A 14777-nucleotide genomic window follows, 5' to 3' on the forward strand; every position below is an offset into this window, starting at 1 on the left:
TCCTTCAGTGTGCTTTTAATTGCTAAGATTCAAGCAATAAACGGTTGCTGGTGCTAGGGTTGTGTTCGCGCAAGCGCTCGACAAACTCAAGGAATTCAACCTTGTGCTCTGCTTCAAGCGCCTTGGCACGCACGCGCAAGGTGCTCCAGCGCAAATCGTTGGGTGCGCGCTTGAAACCGAATATGACCACATTGCCGGGACGGCCTGTTGGCATGATCAGGATGCGGCCATGGAAGCTGGTTTCTATGCGCTGCAGGTAAACATCATAGTTCTTGTCGCTACCCCACAGGTTGATCGCACACATGCCATCCAGCGTAATGGCCTCAAAACATGAATCAAAGAAATCCTGCGAACAAAGGTCGGGCGGCAAACCGCTGCTGCCAAAGGCATCCATCATCAGCATGGAAGTGGTTGCCGGGTTTTCGCGCAAATAGGCTGCGGCATCGCCCTCAATGATTTCGAAGCGCTCATCGTTATCCGGCACCATGAAATGGCTGCGCGCCACTTCAATGATACGCGGATTGATTTCCACCACCCGCGTTTTCATCCTGGGCAGGTGATGGTAAACATACTTGGGAATGGAACCGCCGCCCAAGCCAAGCACCACCAGGTCGACCGGCTGTTTCTGGAACAGCAGGAAAACCATCATGCCGCGCGAATACCTGAGCTCCAATGCATAAGGGTCTTTCACGCGCATGGAGCTTTGTATCGTATCCGAACCCAGGTGCAGGGAGCGCACCCCATCCAGCTCGCTGACGTCTACGCTGTCCTCGCTGGTAATTGCCTTGTGTATGCTGCGCGCAATCTTGCGGCCGACCCTGAACATCAGGCCGCCTCGCTTTCTTCTGCGGTGCTTTCACTCCGTTCCACCGCCTTGAACCGGCTTTCCAGCTCGATCAGCAAGGTATCGACTTTCTGAATTTCTATTATGATGCGGCTGCCGGTAGCCAACTCCGGCATGCCATGCACCTTGGTAATAAGCGGCATGCCATCCAGGCGTACCAAGTTCTCGCGCCAGACTGTAGCACCAATTTCATGGATATCCTCCTGCAGCAGGTACTGCAGGCACCAGTAGCGCTCCATGCGGGTCTGGAACTCGTTGTAGGCGTTATAGGTAAGGTCGAAGTTGCGCATGATGACCGCAAGGTCGTCGCTGTTGACTGGGTAAGCCGGTTCAGTCCCCTGCACCACGGATATGATCTGGCGCTGGTTAACCAGGTCGACGCCTCGGCGCAATGGCGACGTGCTCCAGCTATATTGCGGAACGCCCAGGCCCTGGTGAGGCTCGGCCTTGACGGTCATGTAAACCTTGCCGCCGTTCTGGGCGCGATAGATGCCAGGCACGCTATGCTCGGCCAGCAAGCCGCCCCAATGGCTGTTGGCTTCTATCATGAGCTCGGCCACCAGTTTGTCTATCGGTGCGCCGCGGCGGCGGCCGATGATGCTGACCTTGCCTTCATTGACATAGAAGTTGTAGTCAACCTGGATAGGACGGGTGGAATCGTACTTGCCCCTGCCCTTTTCCAGGGATTCAGCCAGGTTGAACAGAAAGCACAATTTCTGCCAGTAAGGATGGCCGCTGTCCTGCTCCAGCGTGTTTTCGTTGAAATACGGCTCCAGCGTATCGTGACGCAGGTTGGTCACCACATGGACCAGCTCGACGCGGCTTTCGCGCTTGAGTATGCTGAGGTCGGGCGCGACATCAAGGTAAAGCGACAGTGCCGGGCGCCACTCGCCTTCATTCAGGCTGAAAGGCACGATCGCCAGCTCAGGCAGCATGGTGATTTTATGGCCGGGCATATATACGGTAGAAAGCCGGTGCATGGCCACCTGGTCCAGCACGTCATCTTTCGTAATACCCAGCGCAGGCGCGGCGATATGGATGCCTACACGGATAACGCCATCGGCCAGCGGCTGCAGCGAGAACGCATCGTCAATTTCAGTAGTCGTGCTGTCATCTATACTGAAAGCTTCAATGGCAGCGCGCGGCAGGCCCTCAGGCACAGCCGGCGCGTCAAACTCGGGGAAGCCCTCCCCATCGGCGAAATATTCCCGCAGGAAAGCGCCCAGATGATAGTCATGGACTGAATTGATGGCTCCGCAATTCGCCAATACGCGAACCACATGCTGGTTGGATTCGATAGAAGCCTGCTCCAGCGCCTTCCATTCCAGGCTGTTTTTGTCCGGCTGGTACAGCAGCGCATCGATCTTGCCGTTGAATTCTTCCGGTAACTGGCCCGCTTTCAGCTGCTCGACATACTGGGCCACCTTTTCTGCCTGCAGCCGCTTCTTTTCCAGTCCTGCCAACGCGGCTTGCAGAGTTTCCTCAGGAGCCGCCTTGTAGCGGCCTTTGCCCTTGCGATAGAAGTAGACAGGCGCACTATGCAGGCGTATGGCAACCGCTGCGGCCTCGCCCGGGGCTGGCTTCTTGCCATAGTATTCTTCAGCCAGATCTTCAAAACCGAACTCTTCCTCGCTGCAACACTCCCAAAGGAAAGGGATATCGAGGCCCTCGGCCTCTGTATTTGCATTTTCCAGGAACCCGGCCAGTGCGCCTTCGAAGCGCAGCAGCACATTGGCGGTCTTGATCTTGGAGCGTTTTCCGGAAACGGCTTCTACCTGAAGGGAGCCGGGGTTTTCCGTCATGATGGAGGCAACCTTGAAACTGCCATCTTCTTCAAAAAATACGTTCATAATCCTGCTTTTTTGCCGTGCCCAGTTGACGGCACGGGTTGATTGTCTGTAATTTACGGCCTATGCATAATGCCGAACGAATGATACATGAGATTGGGCAACGCCCGACCTCCTCACGTGTTGCGGTGCTGAATGTTCTGCTTGATACGGAATACCCGCTCACCCATCAAGAACTCCTGCACACACTCACCCAGGAAGCCCCGTTTGACCGGGTGACGCTGTACCGTGTATTGGACTGGCTGGTCGAATGCAACCTGGTGCACCCCATCATGGGAGAAGACCGCGCCAGGCGCTTTCAGCTGACCCAGCGCAATGCCAAGCACCACCATGCACATTTCCAATGTACGTCCTGCGGCAAGATGTTCTGCCTGGATGATGTCAAACCCAAGATTCCCAGCAGCGTACCCTCGCATTTTACCGTTGAGTCGGTCGAACTCAATATAAAAGGCCAGTGCGACCACTGTAATTCAGCAAAAAATTAAAAGCAGCCAACAAAACTCAGTGAAACGATCCTGGCCAGGCGCTTTGTCGCAGGCAGTACCAGTGGTACGGTAAGGCAGAGCAACAACGCCAGGAGGGTTTTGTTAGCCCGCTCCCAACCCTGTAATTAAACTTGTACCGCCAGTAATGTTGTCTGCTGGCTTTGTCCTTTCCTCCCTCTTCTTTAAAACACGCATCAATCATTAGCTCCCCAAATATGCAACAGAGTTGCATCGGCAAGATTCAGGCGCTATTATGCAACTTTGTTGCAATACATATTAACACCATGCCCCTGGAAACATTACCGGTTATCTCCGAACAGACCCTGATCGCTATGCCTGCAGATCAATACATGAGCTGTGCCCAACTGCAGTTTTTCAGGCAACTCCTGGAAAAACAGCGCGAGCAGATTGCCGACAACGCCCGCCATACAGGGAACAACCTGCGCGCGCATGAAGAGTTTTCCGACCCTGCCGACCGCGCCACGCAAGAAGAGTTGCATACATTGGAGCTACGCACCCGTGACCGGGAACGCAAGCTGCAAAAGAAGATAAATGCAGCGCTCAGGCGGATTGACGACGGTGAATATGGCTTTTGCGAAGAAACCGGGGAGCCCATCGGGCTGCCCCGGCTGCTGGCAAGGCCCACCACCACGCTATCGCTGGAAGCCCAGGAACGGCATGAACAGCGTGAGCGCCAGTTTCGCGCTTGAACACCCTGAATATTTATTAAGAAGGATACCCCATGAACCGTTTGAAAAAACTGCCGGTCACTGTGCTTTCCGGCTTTCTCGGTGCCGGCAAGACCACTCTGCTCAACCATATCCTTCACAACCGCGAAGGTAAGCGCGTAGCCGTCATTGTCAACGACATGTCCGAAGTCAATATAGACGCCCAGCTGATACGGGAAGGCGGTGCAGACCTTTCACGTGCGGAAGAAAAACTGGTGGAAATGAGCAACGGCTGCATCTGCTGCACCTTGCGCGAGGACTTGCTGGTGGAGATCAAGCGCTTGGCGGAAGCCGGTAAGTTTGATTACCTGCTGATTGAGTCCACGGGTATTTCAGAACCGCTGCCGGTGGCAGAAACTTTTACCTTCCGCGATGAAAACGGTGCAGCCTTTCGGACATCGCCCAACTGGACACCATGGTGACAGTGGTAGATGCGTACAACTTCCTCAAGGATTACAGCTCTCGCGACCAGTTGGCCGCACGCGGAGAATCCATGGGGGAAGGCGATGAACGCACGGTCGTCGACCTGCTGATAGAGCAGATCGAGTTCTGCGACGTGATCGTACTGAATAAAACCGACCTAGTGAACGCTGATGAAATCCGCCAGCTGCACAGTATCCTCGGCGGCCTGAGCCCGCGCGCACGTATAGAACACAGCAGTTTTGGCCAGGTTCCGCTCGGCAAGATCATGGAAACCGGCCTCTTCAATTTTGAAGAAGCGCAGCAGGCGCCTGGCTGGCTCAAGGAATTGCGTGGAGAACATGTACCGGAAAGCGAGGAGTACGGCATACGCAGCTTTGTATATCGCGCCCGGCGCCCGTTTAATCCGCAACGCCTATGGCATTGGCTACACAGCAATTGGCCCGGCGTCGTGCGCTCCAAGGGATATTTCTGGATCGCTTCGCGACCGGCCTACTGCGTCAACTGGTCACAAGCCGGGGCGGTGACGCGGCATGAGCTGGCAGGCTACTGGTGGGCGGCAACGCCTAAAAGCTATTGGCCGCAGGATAGCGAATCCCTGGCGCATATCAATAGCCGGTTTTCCGGCGAGTTCGGCGACCGCCAGCAGGAAATTGTCATCATCGGCATCAATATGGACAAATCCGCACTAAGCGCAGCATTTGACCAGTGCCTGCTGACAGATAGCGAAATGGCGATGGGCATGCCGGGCTGGCGCGCGCTGCCCGACCCTTTCCCGGCCTGGGGTGCCGAACGCGAGGCCACCCCGGAAGCGGAAACAGCCTGGTAGAACGCCGGCAATCCCCTTACACAAAAAACACGCCTAAATGCAACGCCAGCAACAATTTGTGCGCCGTGCTTCAGCTGGTTCTAAGTTAAAATGAAACCAACCCATCGCCATGACCTGGCGATGGCGGCATCTCGTCAAGATTCAAGGAAACAGACATAATGGCACTGGACCACCGTATCCCGGTTACCCTGCTGACCGGGTTTCTCGGCAGTGGCAAAACCACCCTGCTCAACAAACTGCTGAACCATCCCGGTATGAAGGACACAGCGGTCATCATCAATGAAATCGGTGCAACCGGCCTCGATCACATCCTCGCGCGCAACGTGGAAAGCCAGCATATTGCCGACAATACCGTGTTGCTGGAATCAGGCTGCCTGTGCTGTACCTTGAGCAACGAGCTGGCAGACACCATGCGCGACCTTTTTTTCAAGCGCCAGCTGGAGGCGATTCCCCGATTCAACCGCCTGGTCATAGAAACCACCGGCATGGCTGACCCCGGTCCTATCCTGGCCAACCTGCTGAGCGAACCAGTCGTTGTCTCCACCTACCGGCTGGATGCCGTTGTGGTCACTATAGACAGCATCTACGGCCTCCAGCAGATAGCAGAACACGGCGAGGCGCGCAAACAGGCGGCAGTAGCCGATGTATTGCTGCTAACTAAGACCGACCTTGCCACAGAGGAACAATTACAGGCACTTTCGACTGCGCTCGAAGCCCTCAACCCGGGCGCCACCCAATACCGCATCCGCCACGGCGAAATAGACCCTGCCGCCATTGTCGATGCCGGGCTGTTCGACCCTGAAGGCAAGCAAGCACAGCCACAGCGTTGGCTGCGCGCGCCTAGCCGGTCCAAGGCCGGACGAGGCATGCTGCCACAAGCGGTACACGATGATGAAATCAGCAGCTTCACCGTCACCATGCCCAAGCCGCTGACTTGGTACCAACTGGAGCCGGCACTGCAATGGCTGTGCGCGACATTCGGCGAGAACCTGCTGCGCATGAAAGGCATTGTCCACGCTGAAGACCAGCCGGCACCTCTAGCCATCCATGCCGTGCACCATACCCTTTATGCCCCCAACCTGCTTGAAGGCTGGGACGAGGACGAGCCACTCACCCGCGTGGTACTGATCGGCAAAGGGCTGGATGAACTCAGGATTCGTGATGCGCTGATGCAAATCTAGGGTCTGTTGCCGTTACGCGCAAACCTGACCAAGGACTGCAACAAAGGCCTTAACTCGCCCTCAGATGATGACTGGGTAATGAAGACCAATTGGCTGCGCTTGTCCTTGCCAGGCCAATTGACCAATGGCTCGGGCGCATGCAGCACATGCTGTACACGGTGAACCGCAATCGGGCTGGGCTCTCCCGCAACATGAAATACGCCCTTGAACCGGAGTAGCCCGGGCGCAGTGAAATGACGCAATTGTTCAAGCCAGCCGTCAAAATCGTGCCTGGGGACAGGCACATCGAGCTCCAGGCTCAAAGTCGTCGCCTCGCCCCCATGCAATGCCGGTGCTGCAAGCGCTGACAGCCAATGAGGAAAGCCGGTGGACGATGCCAGGCCGAACAAGAGACCAGCCCCCACAGCTTGTGACTGAAGCTGGTCCAACTGCAGCACCCTTGCTGCAGGGTTTAACTCGTGCAAGTCGGCCAGCAAGCTTGCCAGCCCCTGCTGGTCGGCAATATCCGCTTTGGAGATCAGCAATATGTCGGCCAGCTGCACCTGCTTGACCGCCTCGGGATAGCGACGCAGGCTATCGCTTCCCAATATCCCATCCACCACGGTCACCACGCCATCAAGCTGATATGCTGCTGCGACATAGGCATCCGTCATCAACGTATGCAAGACAGGCGCCGGGTCGGCCATGCCGCTGGCCTCAATCACCACGCGCCTGAATTGGCGGACGCCATTGCGTGAAAAACGCCAGTGGATGTCTTTCAGGGTTTGTTTGAGATCCGTCCGCAACTGGCAGCACAAGCATCCATTGCTCAGCTCAACCACCATGTTATGTTCCAATTGATGGGCAACCAGCATATGATCCAGGCCTATTTCGCCAAACTCATTGATGATGACCAAGGTGTCACGCATTTCCGGCTGCCGCAGCCAGCGATTCAATAACGTGGTCTTACCACTGCCCAGAAACCCGGTCAGCAGCGTCACGGGCAGGCGCATCCTGTCAGGCATATCCAAGCCTCTCCGCCCCTTCGAAACTCTGCTTGCCAAGCCGTGCAGCTAGTCGGTAAAGTCCTACTTGTAATTCAGTGTAGTCTGATATTACGGATTGCATGTGCGGCGTATGCTCTTTCGTCAAATGCAACAGGGAATCCGCCGTCTCTTTCACCACCAAGAAAAAGGAAAACATCATGCAAAGCATTATCGCCATACTGATCCTCGTTGCAGACATTTATGCGATTATCAAGATTATCCAGAGCTCGGCAGATACGGTAAAGAAAATCCTCTGGATTCTTGGCGTGTTGATCTTCCCTGTGCTGGGCCTTATCGTCTGGTACCTGGCCGGCCCAGGCAGCAAGACCGATTAATCAATGAATAGGCTGCCCGGCTCCAGGCAGCCTATGATTGCAGCCAACTCAAGGGTCTTAACCATGCTCGTCACTTTTTCCACGGCCCGCTATAGCGACATCATGTTGTTTGGCGATATCGCCAAACAACTGCTCAAACTCATGGGCCATAGCGGCACCGTTCCTGGTGCCATCCTTGCCGACGACGTGCCCCAGGCACTCCAGCATTTACAACAAGGATTGGGCAGCGTTACTAGTCCAGATACAAACCCGAGCGAAACCGAGGATCAACCAGCCAATGTCAGCCTGCAGAAGCGTGCCCTGCCGCTGATCAAGCTGCTTGAATCCGCCATCAGCAACCACAGTAATGTCATGTGGAACTAAGCTGTCCGTCAGTAATCTTTACCAGTAGACTCTCGCCTCATGAACAGCGCTGATTTTCACAACAAATCTTTTGTTTTCCTGCTACTGCTGGTTTCTGCGGGGCTAATTATCATCCTGCTGCCATTTTATGGCGCGGTTTTCTGGGGCGTCATCCTCGCCATCCTGTTCACTCCGCTCTACCGGCGTCTGCTCGGCGTTACCAAAAACCGCAAGAACCTGGCGGCAATCGGGACACTTGGCGTCTGCATCGTCATTGTGATCGTGCCGGTCATCCTGATTGCGAGCTCACTGGTGCATGAAGGCGCCATGCTGTTTCAGAAGATCAAGGGTGGCCAGATCAATCCGGCCCTGTATGCCCAGGAAATTCTTGATGCAACACCAGCGCCAATTCACCGGATGCTGGAGCGCATCGGCCTGACTGACGTCAAGAGCTTCCAGGAAAGGCTTTCGCAATTTGCAATGGAAGGCAGCCAGTTGCTCGCGACCAAAGCCTTGAGCATCGGCCAGAACACCTTCCAGTTTATAGTCGGGTTCGCCGTTATGCTTTACTTAATGTTCTTCCTGCTGCGCGATGGCACCAACCTTTCCATACGCGTGAAACAGGCGATCCCGCTCAGTGCAGAGCACAAGCGCCACCTGTTCAACAAGTTCACGACCGTGATTCGCGCTACGGTCAAAGGGAATATTCTGGTAGCAATCACACAAGGCGCCCTTGGCGGCCTGATCTTCTGGATACTGGGTATCCAGGCCGCGCTGCTCTGGGCCGTGATCATGGCTTTCCTCTCGCTGCTGCCTGCCGTAGGTGCCAGCCTGATCTGGGCACCTGTGGCGATCTACTTTCTTGCCACCGGCGCACTTTGGCATGGTATTACCCTGATTGCTTTTGGCGTATTCGTGATTGGCCTTGTGGACAATGTCTTGCGCCCCATTCTGGTAGGCAAGGACACCAAGCTGCCGGATTATGTGGTGCTGATTTCCACGCTGGGCGGCATGGCAGTGTTTGGCCTGAACGGCTTTGTGATCGGACCATTGATTGCAGCACTGTTCATCACCATGTGGGATATCTTTGCAACCTCACGTCCCACCAGTGACAGAAACTAATAAGCAAACTTAACTAGGCCGTTGCCTGGTTGTTTCCGACACGAAGCATCGGCAATCTGTGCAAAAACTCAGTGATATCTAGTCGATTACCATCACTAGCAAGGCAAGCAAACCGATTCCTGCTACAGATACTCCTGCCTTGGTCAACAGATTGGGAGAATAAGAAAGCAGCAGCACCAAACTAATCGCAGCTGCTGACACAAAACCAGTCCAGGCTACCAGACCTATAGACCAGCCCCATCCATAGGCACTTGATAATATCCCCAAAGCCAGAAGACTCCAGCCAATCGCCTTCAACCACTTTCTGCTGGCAGGAGATAAGACCGCTCCATCCCTTGCTTGGGCATAATGCTTTTCCATACCCAGGCAGAATGCCGTCATCCCAGCATAAGCCAAGGCATATGTCATAAGAGAAGCAGCCAATACAGAAACATTACTCATTACATTTACTCACTGAATTTTCACAGTAATTGCAAATAAAAATCAAATAATTAGAAACTTTCAAGGCTATGATTGGCGACGCTTATGCAGGCCGGACCTTCCGCTTGGATGGCAAGCCCTGCATGGTGCTGGAAAGTTTGGGAATCGCCATTGAGAGCAGCCCCCCGAACAACAGTATTGTTACTTCAACCCCGAAGGCTATCCCATCACCTTTCTGCCAGAATGTCAGCAGGTTGGGTTGGCCACTTAACCATGAGTAGACTGGCAATAGCCAGCACAACAACAAAGCAAGGATGACCTGGTCACGCCAGCTAGCCAATGGCTTGCGTATCAAGGCATGCACCAGGCTCACCAGCCAAGTCAACAGGAATGCACGCACCTCCCAGTCGGATCGCTCGGCAAAGTCGATTGGCAATATCCGATTGGCCCAGAAATAGATCAATATGGCATTGATGCTGCCCATTACCGCTGCCACATTGAGCGCCTCGATCAATCGGTAGACACGGGCACTGGCAGCGCCAAACTCATTTTCAGGTCGTTTGCGGCGCTTGATGGTGAACAAGATCAATCCGGTCGCAATCAACCCGCAGCTCACAATGCCGCCGATGAAGTACAGCCAGGAAACCGTCCAGCCGCCGAACATCGCGATGTGAAGTCCGACAAAGCTCCGGAAAACATATCCAGAATCGCGCCATTCCGTTTGCTTACCGAGCAATTCACCCGTCACGGCGCTGAAGGCGACATGGTCTGCTACGGCTGCAACCCGCCCTCCCACGCCAGCAAAAAACTCGACCACGGCCGAGGCGTCGCCGCCATTCTGGATGACTGCCCATTCCACACTGCCAATGGCTTCTTTTGCCTGGGGCAGCAATTGGCCGATATTGACCATGTCCGCCGGCGTGCCCGCATATGGTTGCTCAAAGGACTGCACGGAATCACCGCGTAACGCGCGCGGATTATCGTAAACCGCCTTCAGCCCCAAAGGCAGAAATACCAGCGGCTGCATGACCAGGCCGGTATAGGTGATCATCAACAAGAACGGCAGCATCAAGACGCCCGAGACGTTATGCGCATCCAGCCACGAGCGCTGCGAAGAGGATTGCCGGCGGAAAGTGAAGAAATCCTTGAAGATGCGCTTGTGAATGACAATGCCGCTGATCAGCCCCACCATCATCACCACCGCTGCCAGCCCGACGATAATGGTGCCGGTCAAACCCGCCAACAGCGTGTAATGGAAATCCGTGAGCATTGCGCCGCCTTCGGTCTCGCGCAGCTCGATCGGCTCGCCGCTTGCCGGATCGAGCCGCACTTCATGCGCTTCGCCTTTCTGGCGCCACCTGACCTCGAGCCCAGGATGAGCCCCGCCAGGAAGGGTGATCATCCACATGCTGCCTTTTTCCTTGGGCGCGTGTTGTTGCAGGTATGCCTGCGCCACCTCGAACTGATGCTCGACCGCAGGTTGTGAAACCGTATTGTCAAGTCTACCTTCAGGCTGCATCCAATGCGTGATGCCATGTTCAAACACTGCCATCGTGCCGGTGATGAATACGGCAAAAAGCAGCCATCCGAGATATAAGCCGAACCAGGTATGCAGCCAAGCCATGGATAAGGAAAATGTCTTTTTCATTTCAAGTACCAGGCCAATGCAACCCAGGACAGTAATCCGCCAGCCACGGCCAGGATCACAGCCCAGACTTTGAGTGCGCTACGTGCGGAAAATGCCCAGATCATCACGGCAAAATAAATCAACCAGGGAAAGAGCGTTCCGTAATAAACGGCATCTGCCCGGTGCCCAGGCCATGACAATACCCAGGCCAGATTGGCCAGCGCAGTCAGCAAGTATCCGCCGATAAAGGCTGCCAGCACTCTCAAGCTGATATCGGCAGATGCCTTCATCGACCGGCTCCTTGCTTAGGCTGATCAGGATTCCCCAGAAAGAATTCCACCGCCCTGATGCTGCCGGTCAGCATGGCTGTGCCATGATTCTCACCTTCCTGTAATCGGTAGAACGTGTTCAGCCCATGCGGCTTGCTGTGTTGCAGTTCCTCGGCCAGCTCGCGCGTGGCATCCACCATGCGCCTCTGCTGCATATGTGCCAGCCTGGGGGATTGTGGATCGGCACCTGGAGGCAGCTGTTGCTCCAGGCTGCCCACCATCAACAGTAAGCGCAACCGCTCGAGCCCTGCTGATGGTAGAGCCTCGAACCGTTTCTGCTCCTCAAGGATGTAACGCTTGTTCCACCAGATGGAGGGGCTGGAGACTATATAGGTCTGAAATGCCTGCGGCTGGGTGAATAATACATGCAAGGCAAACAATCCGCCGTAGGAGTGTCCGAACAAGGCCTGGCGCTGCGAATCAATGCGAAATTCTTTTGCCAATTGGGGCTTGAGCTCGGTCTCGATGAAGCTCAAAAACCGGTCGGCCCCGCCCTGCTTGGCCGCGCGGCGGTCTCCGGTGTCGGCAAGGTCTAGCGCCGGCGGGGTATAGTCCTCGGCACGTTGAACCTCATCCAGCAATCCTTGCGTAGGATAACCGATGCCAACGACAACCGCAGGCGAAATGCCTGTGGCGTCTCGGCGCTGGGATTGCCCATGCACCAGCATGGAAACTGGATAGAACATCGCGTTGCCGTCCAGCACATAAATAACGGGGAATCCTCCGACAGGCGCTTCGTCGGCCGGACGGGAAATGAAGATACGATAGGTCTTGCCTGTCGAGGAGGAATATATGTCCCGCTGTTGCGCTATCGGCAAAGTAGCCTCACGCCATGCCTCGCGGTCATCCAGACTACTGGCCTCTGCCGGCAGAACGCACAATAGCAAGCCCCACAATATCCAGGGGGAAATCGATTTCAACTTCAATATATATCGTTCCATGAAAAAGCGGTTGCCTTTATACGGTAACCGCCTCACAACAATTACCAGTTGTACTTCAGCGTTGCATTCACCACGCGCCCCATACCGTAGAAGCAAGCGCCGATTCCGCTACATGTCGCCACATATTCCCTATCTGTCAGGTTGGTGGCATTGACAGCAACTTCCGCTCCACTCCATCCCACAGACTTGAGGTCATAACGAACTGCAGCATCAAACAAAGTGTAGGAATCCACATACAGCTTCTCATTGCCAACCGCAGCAGTAGCCGTCGGTGCAGTCAATCCGTACGAACCGCCAACATAGCGCACGCCCAGACCTACGCTCAAGCCATCAAGGTTTCCTGTAGTAAATGCATAATTTGCCCACAAGGAAGACATGTGACGTGGAATGTTGATTAGTTGGTTCCCTTGCTCCAGGGCATTATTGCTCTTGGTAATTTCGCTATCCATGTAAGTATAGCTGCCCAGCAGGCTGAGTTGCTCGGTTAACGCGGCCTTGCCCTCGACCTCCAACCCCTTGATCTTTGCCTCTCCCACCTGGGTAGAACAAGTGGCTGCACCATTGGGGTTGACACAGACATGGCCTGGGGTGCTGTCGGTTACTACCCGATTTTCCTGGGTCAGCTCGTATACGGACACGCTGACCAGGCTATTGCTGCCTGGCGGCTGGTACTTCACCCCGGCCTCGTATTGCTTGCCCTTGATCGGCTTCAGGGAAACGTCCTGCCATGTCACGGTAGTCAAGGGGCCCGGGTCGAAGGAAGTGGAATAGCTGACAAACGGCGCGAAGCCATTATCAAACAGATACACCGCTCCCGTACGCCATGTGAAGGCGTGATCCTCAAAATCGTTATGACGGTTGTTCGCTTTATTCAGCAGGCTATTATCAAAGCGGTCATATCGCCCGCCCAGGCTGAAGCGCCAATTGTTCCAGGCCAATTGCTCCTGTAAATAGGCCCCAGTCTGCTTTTGGTCCGCATCGTAATCGCTTTGCAAATTGAAGGTCGGATTGCCGATCCCTGTATATACCGGGTTGAACAGGGAAATGGAGGATGCAGTAGCTCCATAACGGTTGTTTTGCCAATTGATGCGTTGAGCATCAAGGCCCAGCAGCACAGTATGTTTTATTTCCCCGGTACTGAAATCGGCCTGAAGCTGGTTATCGATTGCCACACCTTCGGATTGTCCATGCCCAAGAACCGCACGACGACTGAATATTCCACTTGGAGCACTGCCATTATCAATGCCTCCGACTACCCCTCTAATATCATTCTCAATATTCGTATAGCGGGCATTCTGGCGAAACTGCCATATATCGTTGAAGCGATGCTCAAATGACCAGCCGACCAACGATTGCTCCCGGTCAAACAGGTTCCAACCCGGCTCGCCAAGAAATGTATCGATATCCAGACGCCCGCCCGCCGGACTGGCCTTCACGGTCCCAAAATAAGGCAGGAACTGGAAAGTGGACCCGCCCTTGTCACGCTGGTATTGGGCGAGCAACGTCAAGCTAGTGTTCTCGGAAATCTGCCACAACAAGCTGGGCGCAAAATAGGTGCGCTGCAAATCGGTATGGTCGACTTGCGAATTGCCGTCATTGAATGAGCCGACGAGCCTGAACAATACCGAATTATCATCGGCAAGACTGCCGCCGATATCGAATGCCGCCTTGTACTGGTCGAAACTGCCTCCTTGCAGACGAACTTCATTTACCTGGTTCAAAGTTGGACGCTTGGTAACTAGGTTAATCAACCCTCCTGGCACAATCTGCCCATATATGGCTGCCGAAGGCCCTTTAAGCACCTCAACGCGCTCCAGGCCATAGGTGTCGAAACTGGCACGGTTCCACTGTCCGCCGCCTTGAACCCTGAGTCCATCCAGAAATAAATTGGATGTGCCGTCATCCGTGTCCAATCCGCCCTTGAAACCACGGATCGAATAACTCTCGGCACGGCTATCCATGCCCAACCCCTCGGTACGCACCCCAGCGGTATATCCCAGCGCATCATTAAGATTCTGCGCATTGCGGTCATCCAGCTCCTTGCGGTCAATGACCGAAATGGATTGAGGTGTTTCGAGGATCGACGTATCGGTCTTGGTCGCACTCTTGGTTTTCTTGGCGACATAACTACTGGTTTCGTCATCAGTTTTGGCACCGACAACAGCCACTTCTGGCAATACAGAGCCACTTTCATCTGCTGCCATGACAGGCATTGCAAACAAGGCGCTAACGACGGCATATACAAGCTTTGGCGAATAAAGCTCTGATATGGATAACTGCTTCATTAATTTTTTCCCCTGAC

Annotated in this window: 14 protein-coding genes and 1 pseudogene; 7 read left to right on the forward strand and 8 right to left on the reverse strand. The window is 54.7% G+C overall.

Going from position 1 to position 14777, the window contains the following annotated elements; all coding sequences use genetic code 11:
- Positions 1-22: 22 nt before the first annotated feature.
- On the reverse strand, positions 23-826 hold the full coding sequence (locus LG198_RS04610) for a polyamine aminopropyltransferase (protein ID WP_230341981.1): 804 nt from the start codon (positions 824-826) through the stop codon (positions 23-25).
- Complete coding sequence (locus LG198_RS04615) at positions 826-2694, reverse strand: ribonuclease catalytic domain-containing protein (protein ID WP_230341982.1); 1869 nt, start codon at positions 2692-2694, stop codon at positions 826-828. The genes LG198_RS04610 and LG198_RS04615 overlap by 1 nt, the downstream gene beginning before the upstream one ends.
- Positions 2695-2774: 80 nt before the next feature.
- On the opposite strand from LG198_RS04615, the gene LG198_RS04620 reads away from it, so the two are divergent.
- From LG198_RS04620 to LG198_RS04635, 4 genes and pseudogenes are all read left to right on the forward strand, one after another.
- Positions 2775-3176: a Fur family transcriptional regulator gene (locus LG198_RS04620; RefSeq protein ID WP_230341983.1), complete on the forward strand. Its 402-nt coding sequence runs from the start codon at positions 2775-2777 to the stop codon at positions 3174-3176.
- 350 nt (positions 3177-3526) lie between these two features.
- Positions 3527-3886 carry an RNA polymerase-binding protein DksA gene (gene dksA / locus LG198_RS04625; protein WP_456085629.1) on the forward strand — a complete coding sequence of 120 codons (360 nt, stop codon included), beginning with the start codon at positions 3527-3529 and terminating at the stop codon, positions 3884-3886.
- A 41-nt stretch (positions 3887-3927) separates the two neighbouring features.
- Positions 3928-5153: pseudogene (gene zigA, locus LG198_RS04630) on the forward strand (zinc metallochaperone GTPase ZigA).
- Between the two features lie 158 nt (positions 5154-5311).
- On the forward strand, positions 5312-6334 hold the full coding sequence (locus LG198_RS04635; RefSeq protein WP_230341984.1) for a CobW family GTP-binding protein: 1023 nt from the start codon (positions 5312-5314) through the stop codon (positions 6332-6334).
- Here the strand turns inward: LG198_RS04635 and LG198_RS04640 are convergent.
- Positions 6331-7338: a CobW family GTP-binding protein gene (locus LG198_RS04640; protein WP_230341985.1), complete on the reverse strand. Its 1008-nt coding sequence runs from the start codon at positions 7336-7338 to the stop codon at positions 6331-6333. The two genes, LG198_RS04635 and LG198_RS04640, sit on opposite strands and share 4 nt — an antisense overlap.
- Positions 7339-7517: 179 nt before the next feature.
- On the opposite strand from LG198_RS04640, the gene LG198_RS04645 reads away from it, so the two are divergent.
- From LG198_RS04645 to LG198_RS04655, 3 genes are all read left to right on the forward strand, one after another.
- Positions 7518-7694 (forward strand): PLD nuclease N-terminal domain-containing protein, encoded by a 177-nt coding sequence (locus tag LG198_RS04645; RefSeq protein WP_230341986.1) that lies wholly within the window; start codon positions 7518-7520, stop codon positions 7692-7694.
- A gap of 63 nt (positions 7695-7757) precedes the next feature.
- Positions 7758-8057, forward strand: coding sequence for a DUF1840 domain-containing protein (locus LG198_RS04650; protein ID WP_230341987.1), 300 nt, complete (start codon positions 7758-7760; stop codon positions 8055-8057).
- Between the two features lie 39 nt (positions 8058-8096).
- On the forward strand, positions 8097-9158 hold the full coding sequence (locus tag LG198_RS04655; RefSeq protein WP_230341988.1) for an AI-2E family transporter: 1062 nt from the start codon (positions 8097-8099) through the stop codon (positions 9156-9158).
- Positions 9159-9236: 78 nt separating this feature from the next.
- Here LG198_RS04655 and LG198_RS04660 read toward each other — a convergent pair whose 3' ends face one another.
- From LG198_RS04660 to LG198_RS04680, 5 genes are all read right to left on the reverse strand, one after another.
- Entirely contained in the window at positions 9237-9599 is a 363-nt protein-coding gene (locus LG198_RS04660; RefSeq protein ID WP_230341989.1) for a DUF3325 domain-containing protein, read from the reverse strand.
- 82 nt (positions 9600-9681) lie between these two features.
- A complete protein-coding gene (locus LG198_RS04665) occupies positions 9682-11226 on the reverse strand; it encodes a PepSY-associated TM helix domain-containing protein (RefSeq protein WP_230341990.1) in 1545 nt (514 codons plus the stop codon).
- The gene (locus LG198_RS04670) at positions 11223-11495 is read right to left on the reverse strand and encodes a hypothetical protein (RefSeq protein ID WP_230341991.1); all 273 of its coding nucleotides are present in this window, start codon (positions 11493-11495) and stop codon (positions 11223-11225) included. Before LG198_RS04670 ends, LG198_RS04665 begins: the two co-directional genes overlap by 4 nt.
- Positions 11492-12475: an alpha/beta hydrolase gene (locus LG198_RS04675; protein ID WP_230341992.1), complete on the reverse strand. Its 984-nt coding sequence runs from the start codon at positions 12473-12475 to the stop codon at positions 11492-11494. Before LG198_RS04675 ends, LG198_RS04670 begins: the two co-directional genes overlap by 4 nt.
- Positions 12476-12516: 41 nt before the next feature.
- Positions 12517-14760 carry a TonB-dependent siderophore receptor gene (locus LG198_RS04680; protein ID WP_230341993.1) on the reverse strand — a complete coding sequence of 748 codons (2244 nt, stop codon included), beginning with the start codon at positions 14758-14760 and terminating at the stop codon, positions 12517-12519.
- Positions 14761-14777 lie beyond the last annotated feature (17 nt).

Source organism: Methylobacillus arboreus (assembly GCF_020532725.1).
GTDB lineage: Bacteria > Pseudomonadota > Gammaproteobacteria > Burkholderiales > Methylophilaceae > Methylobacillus > Methylobacillus arboreus.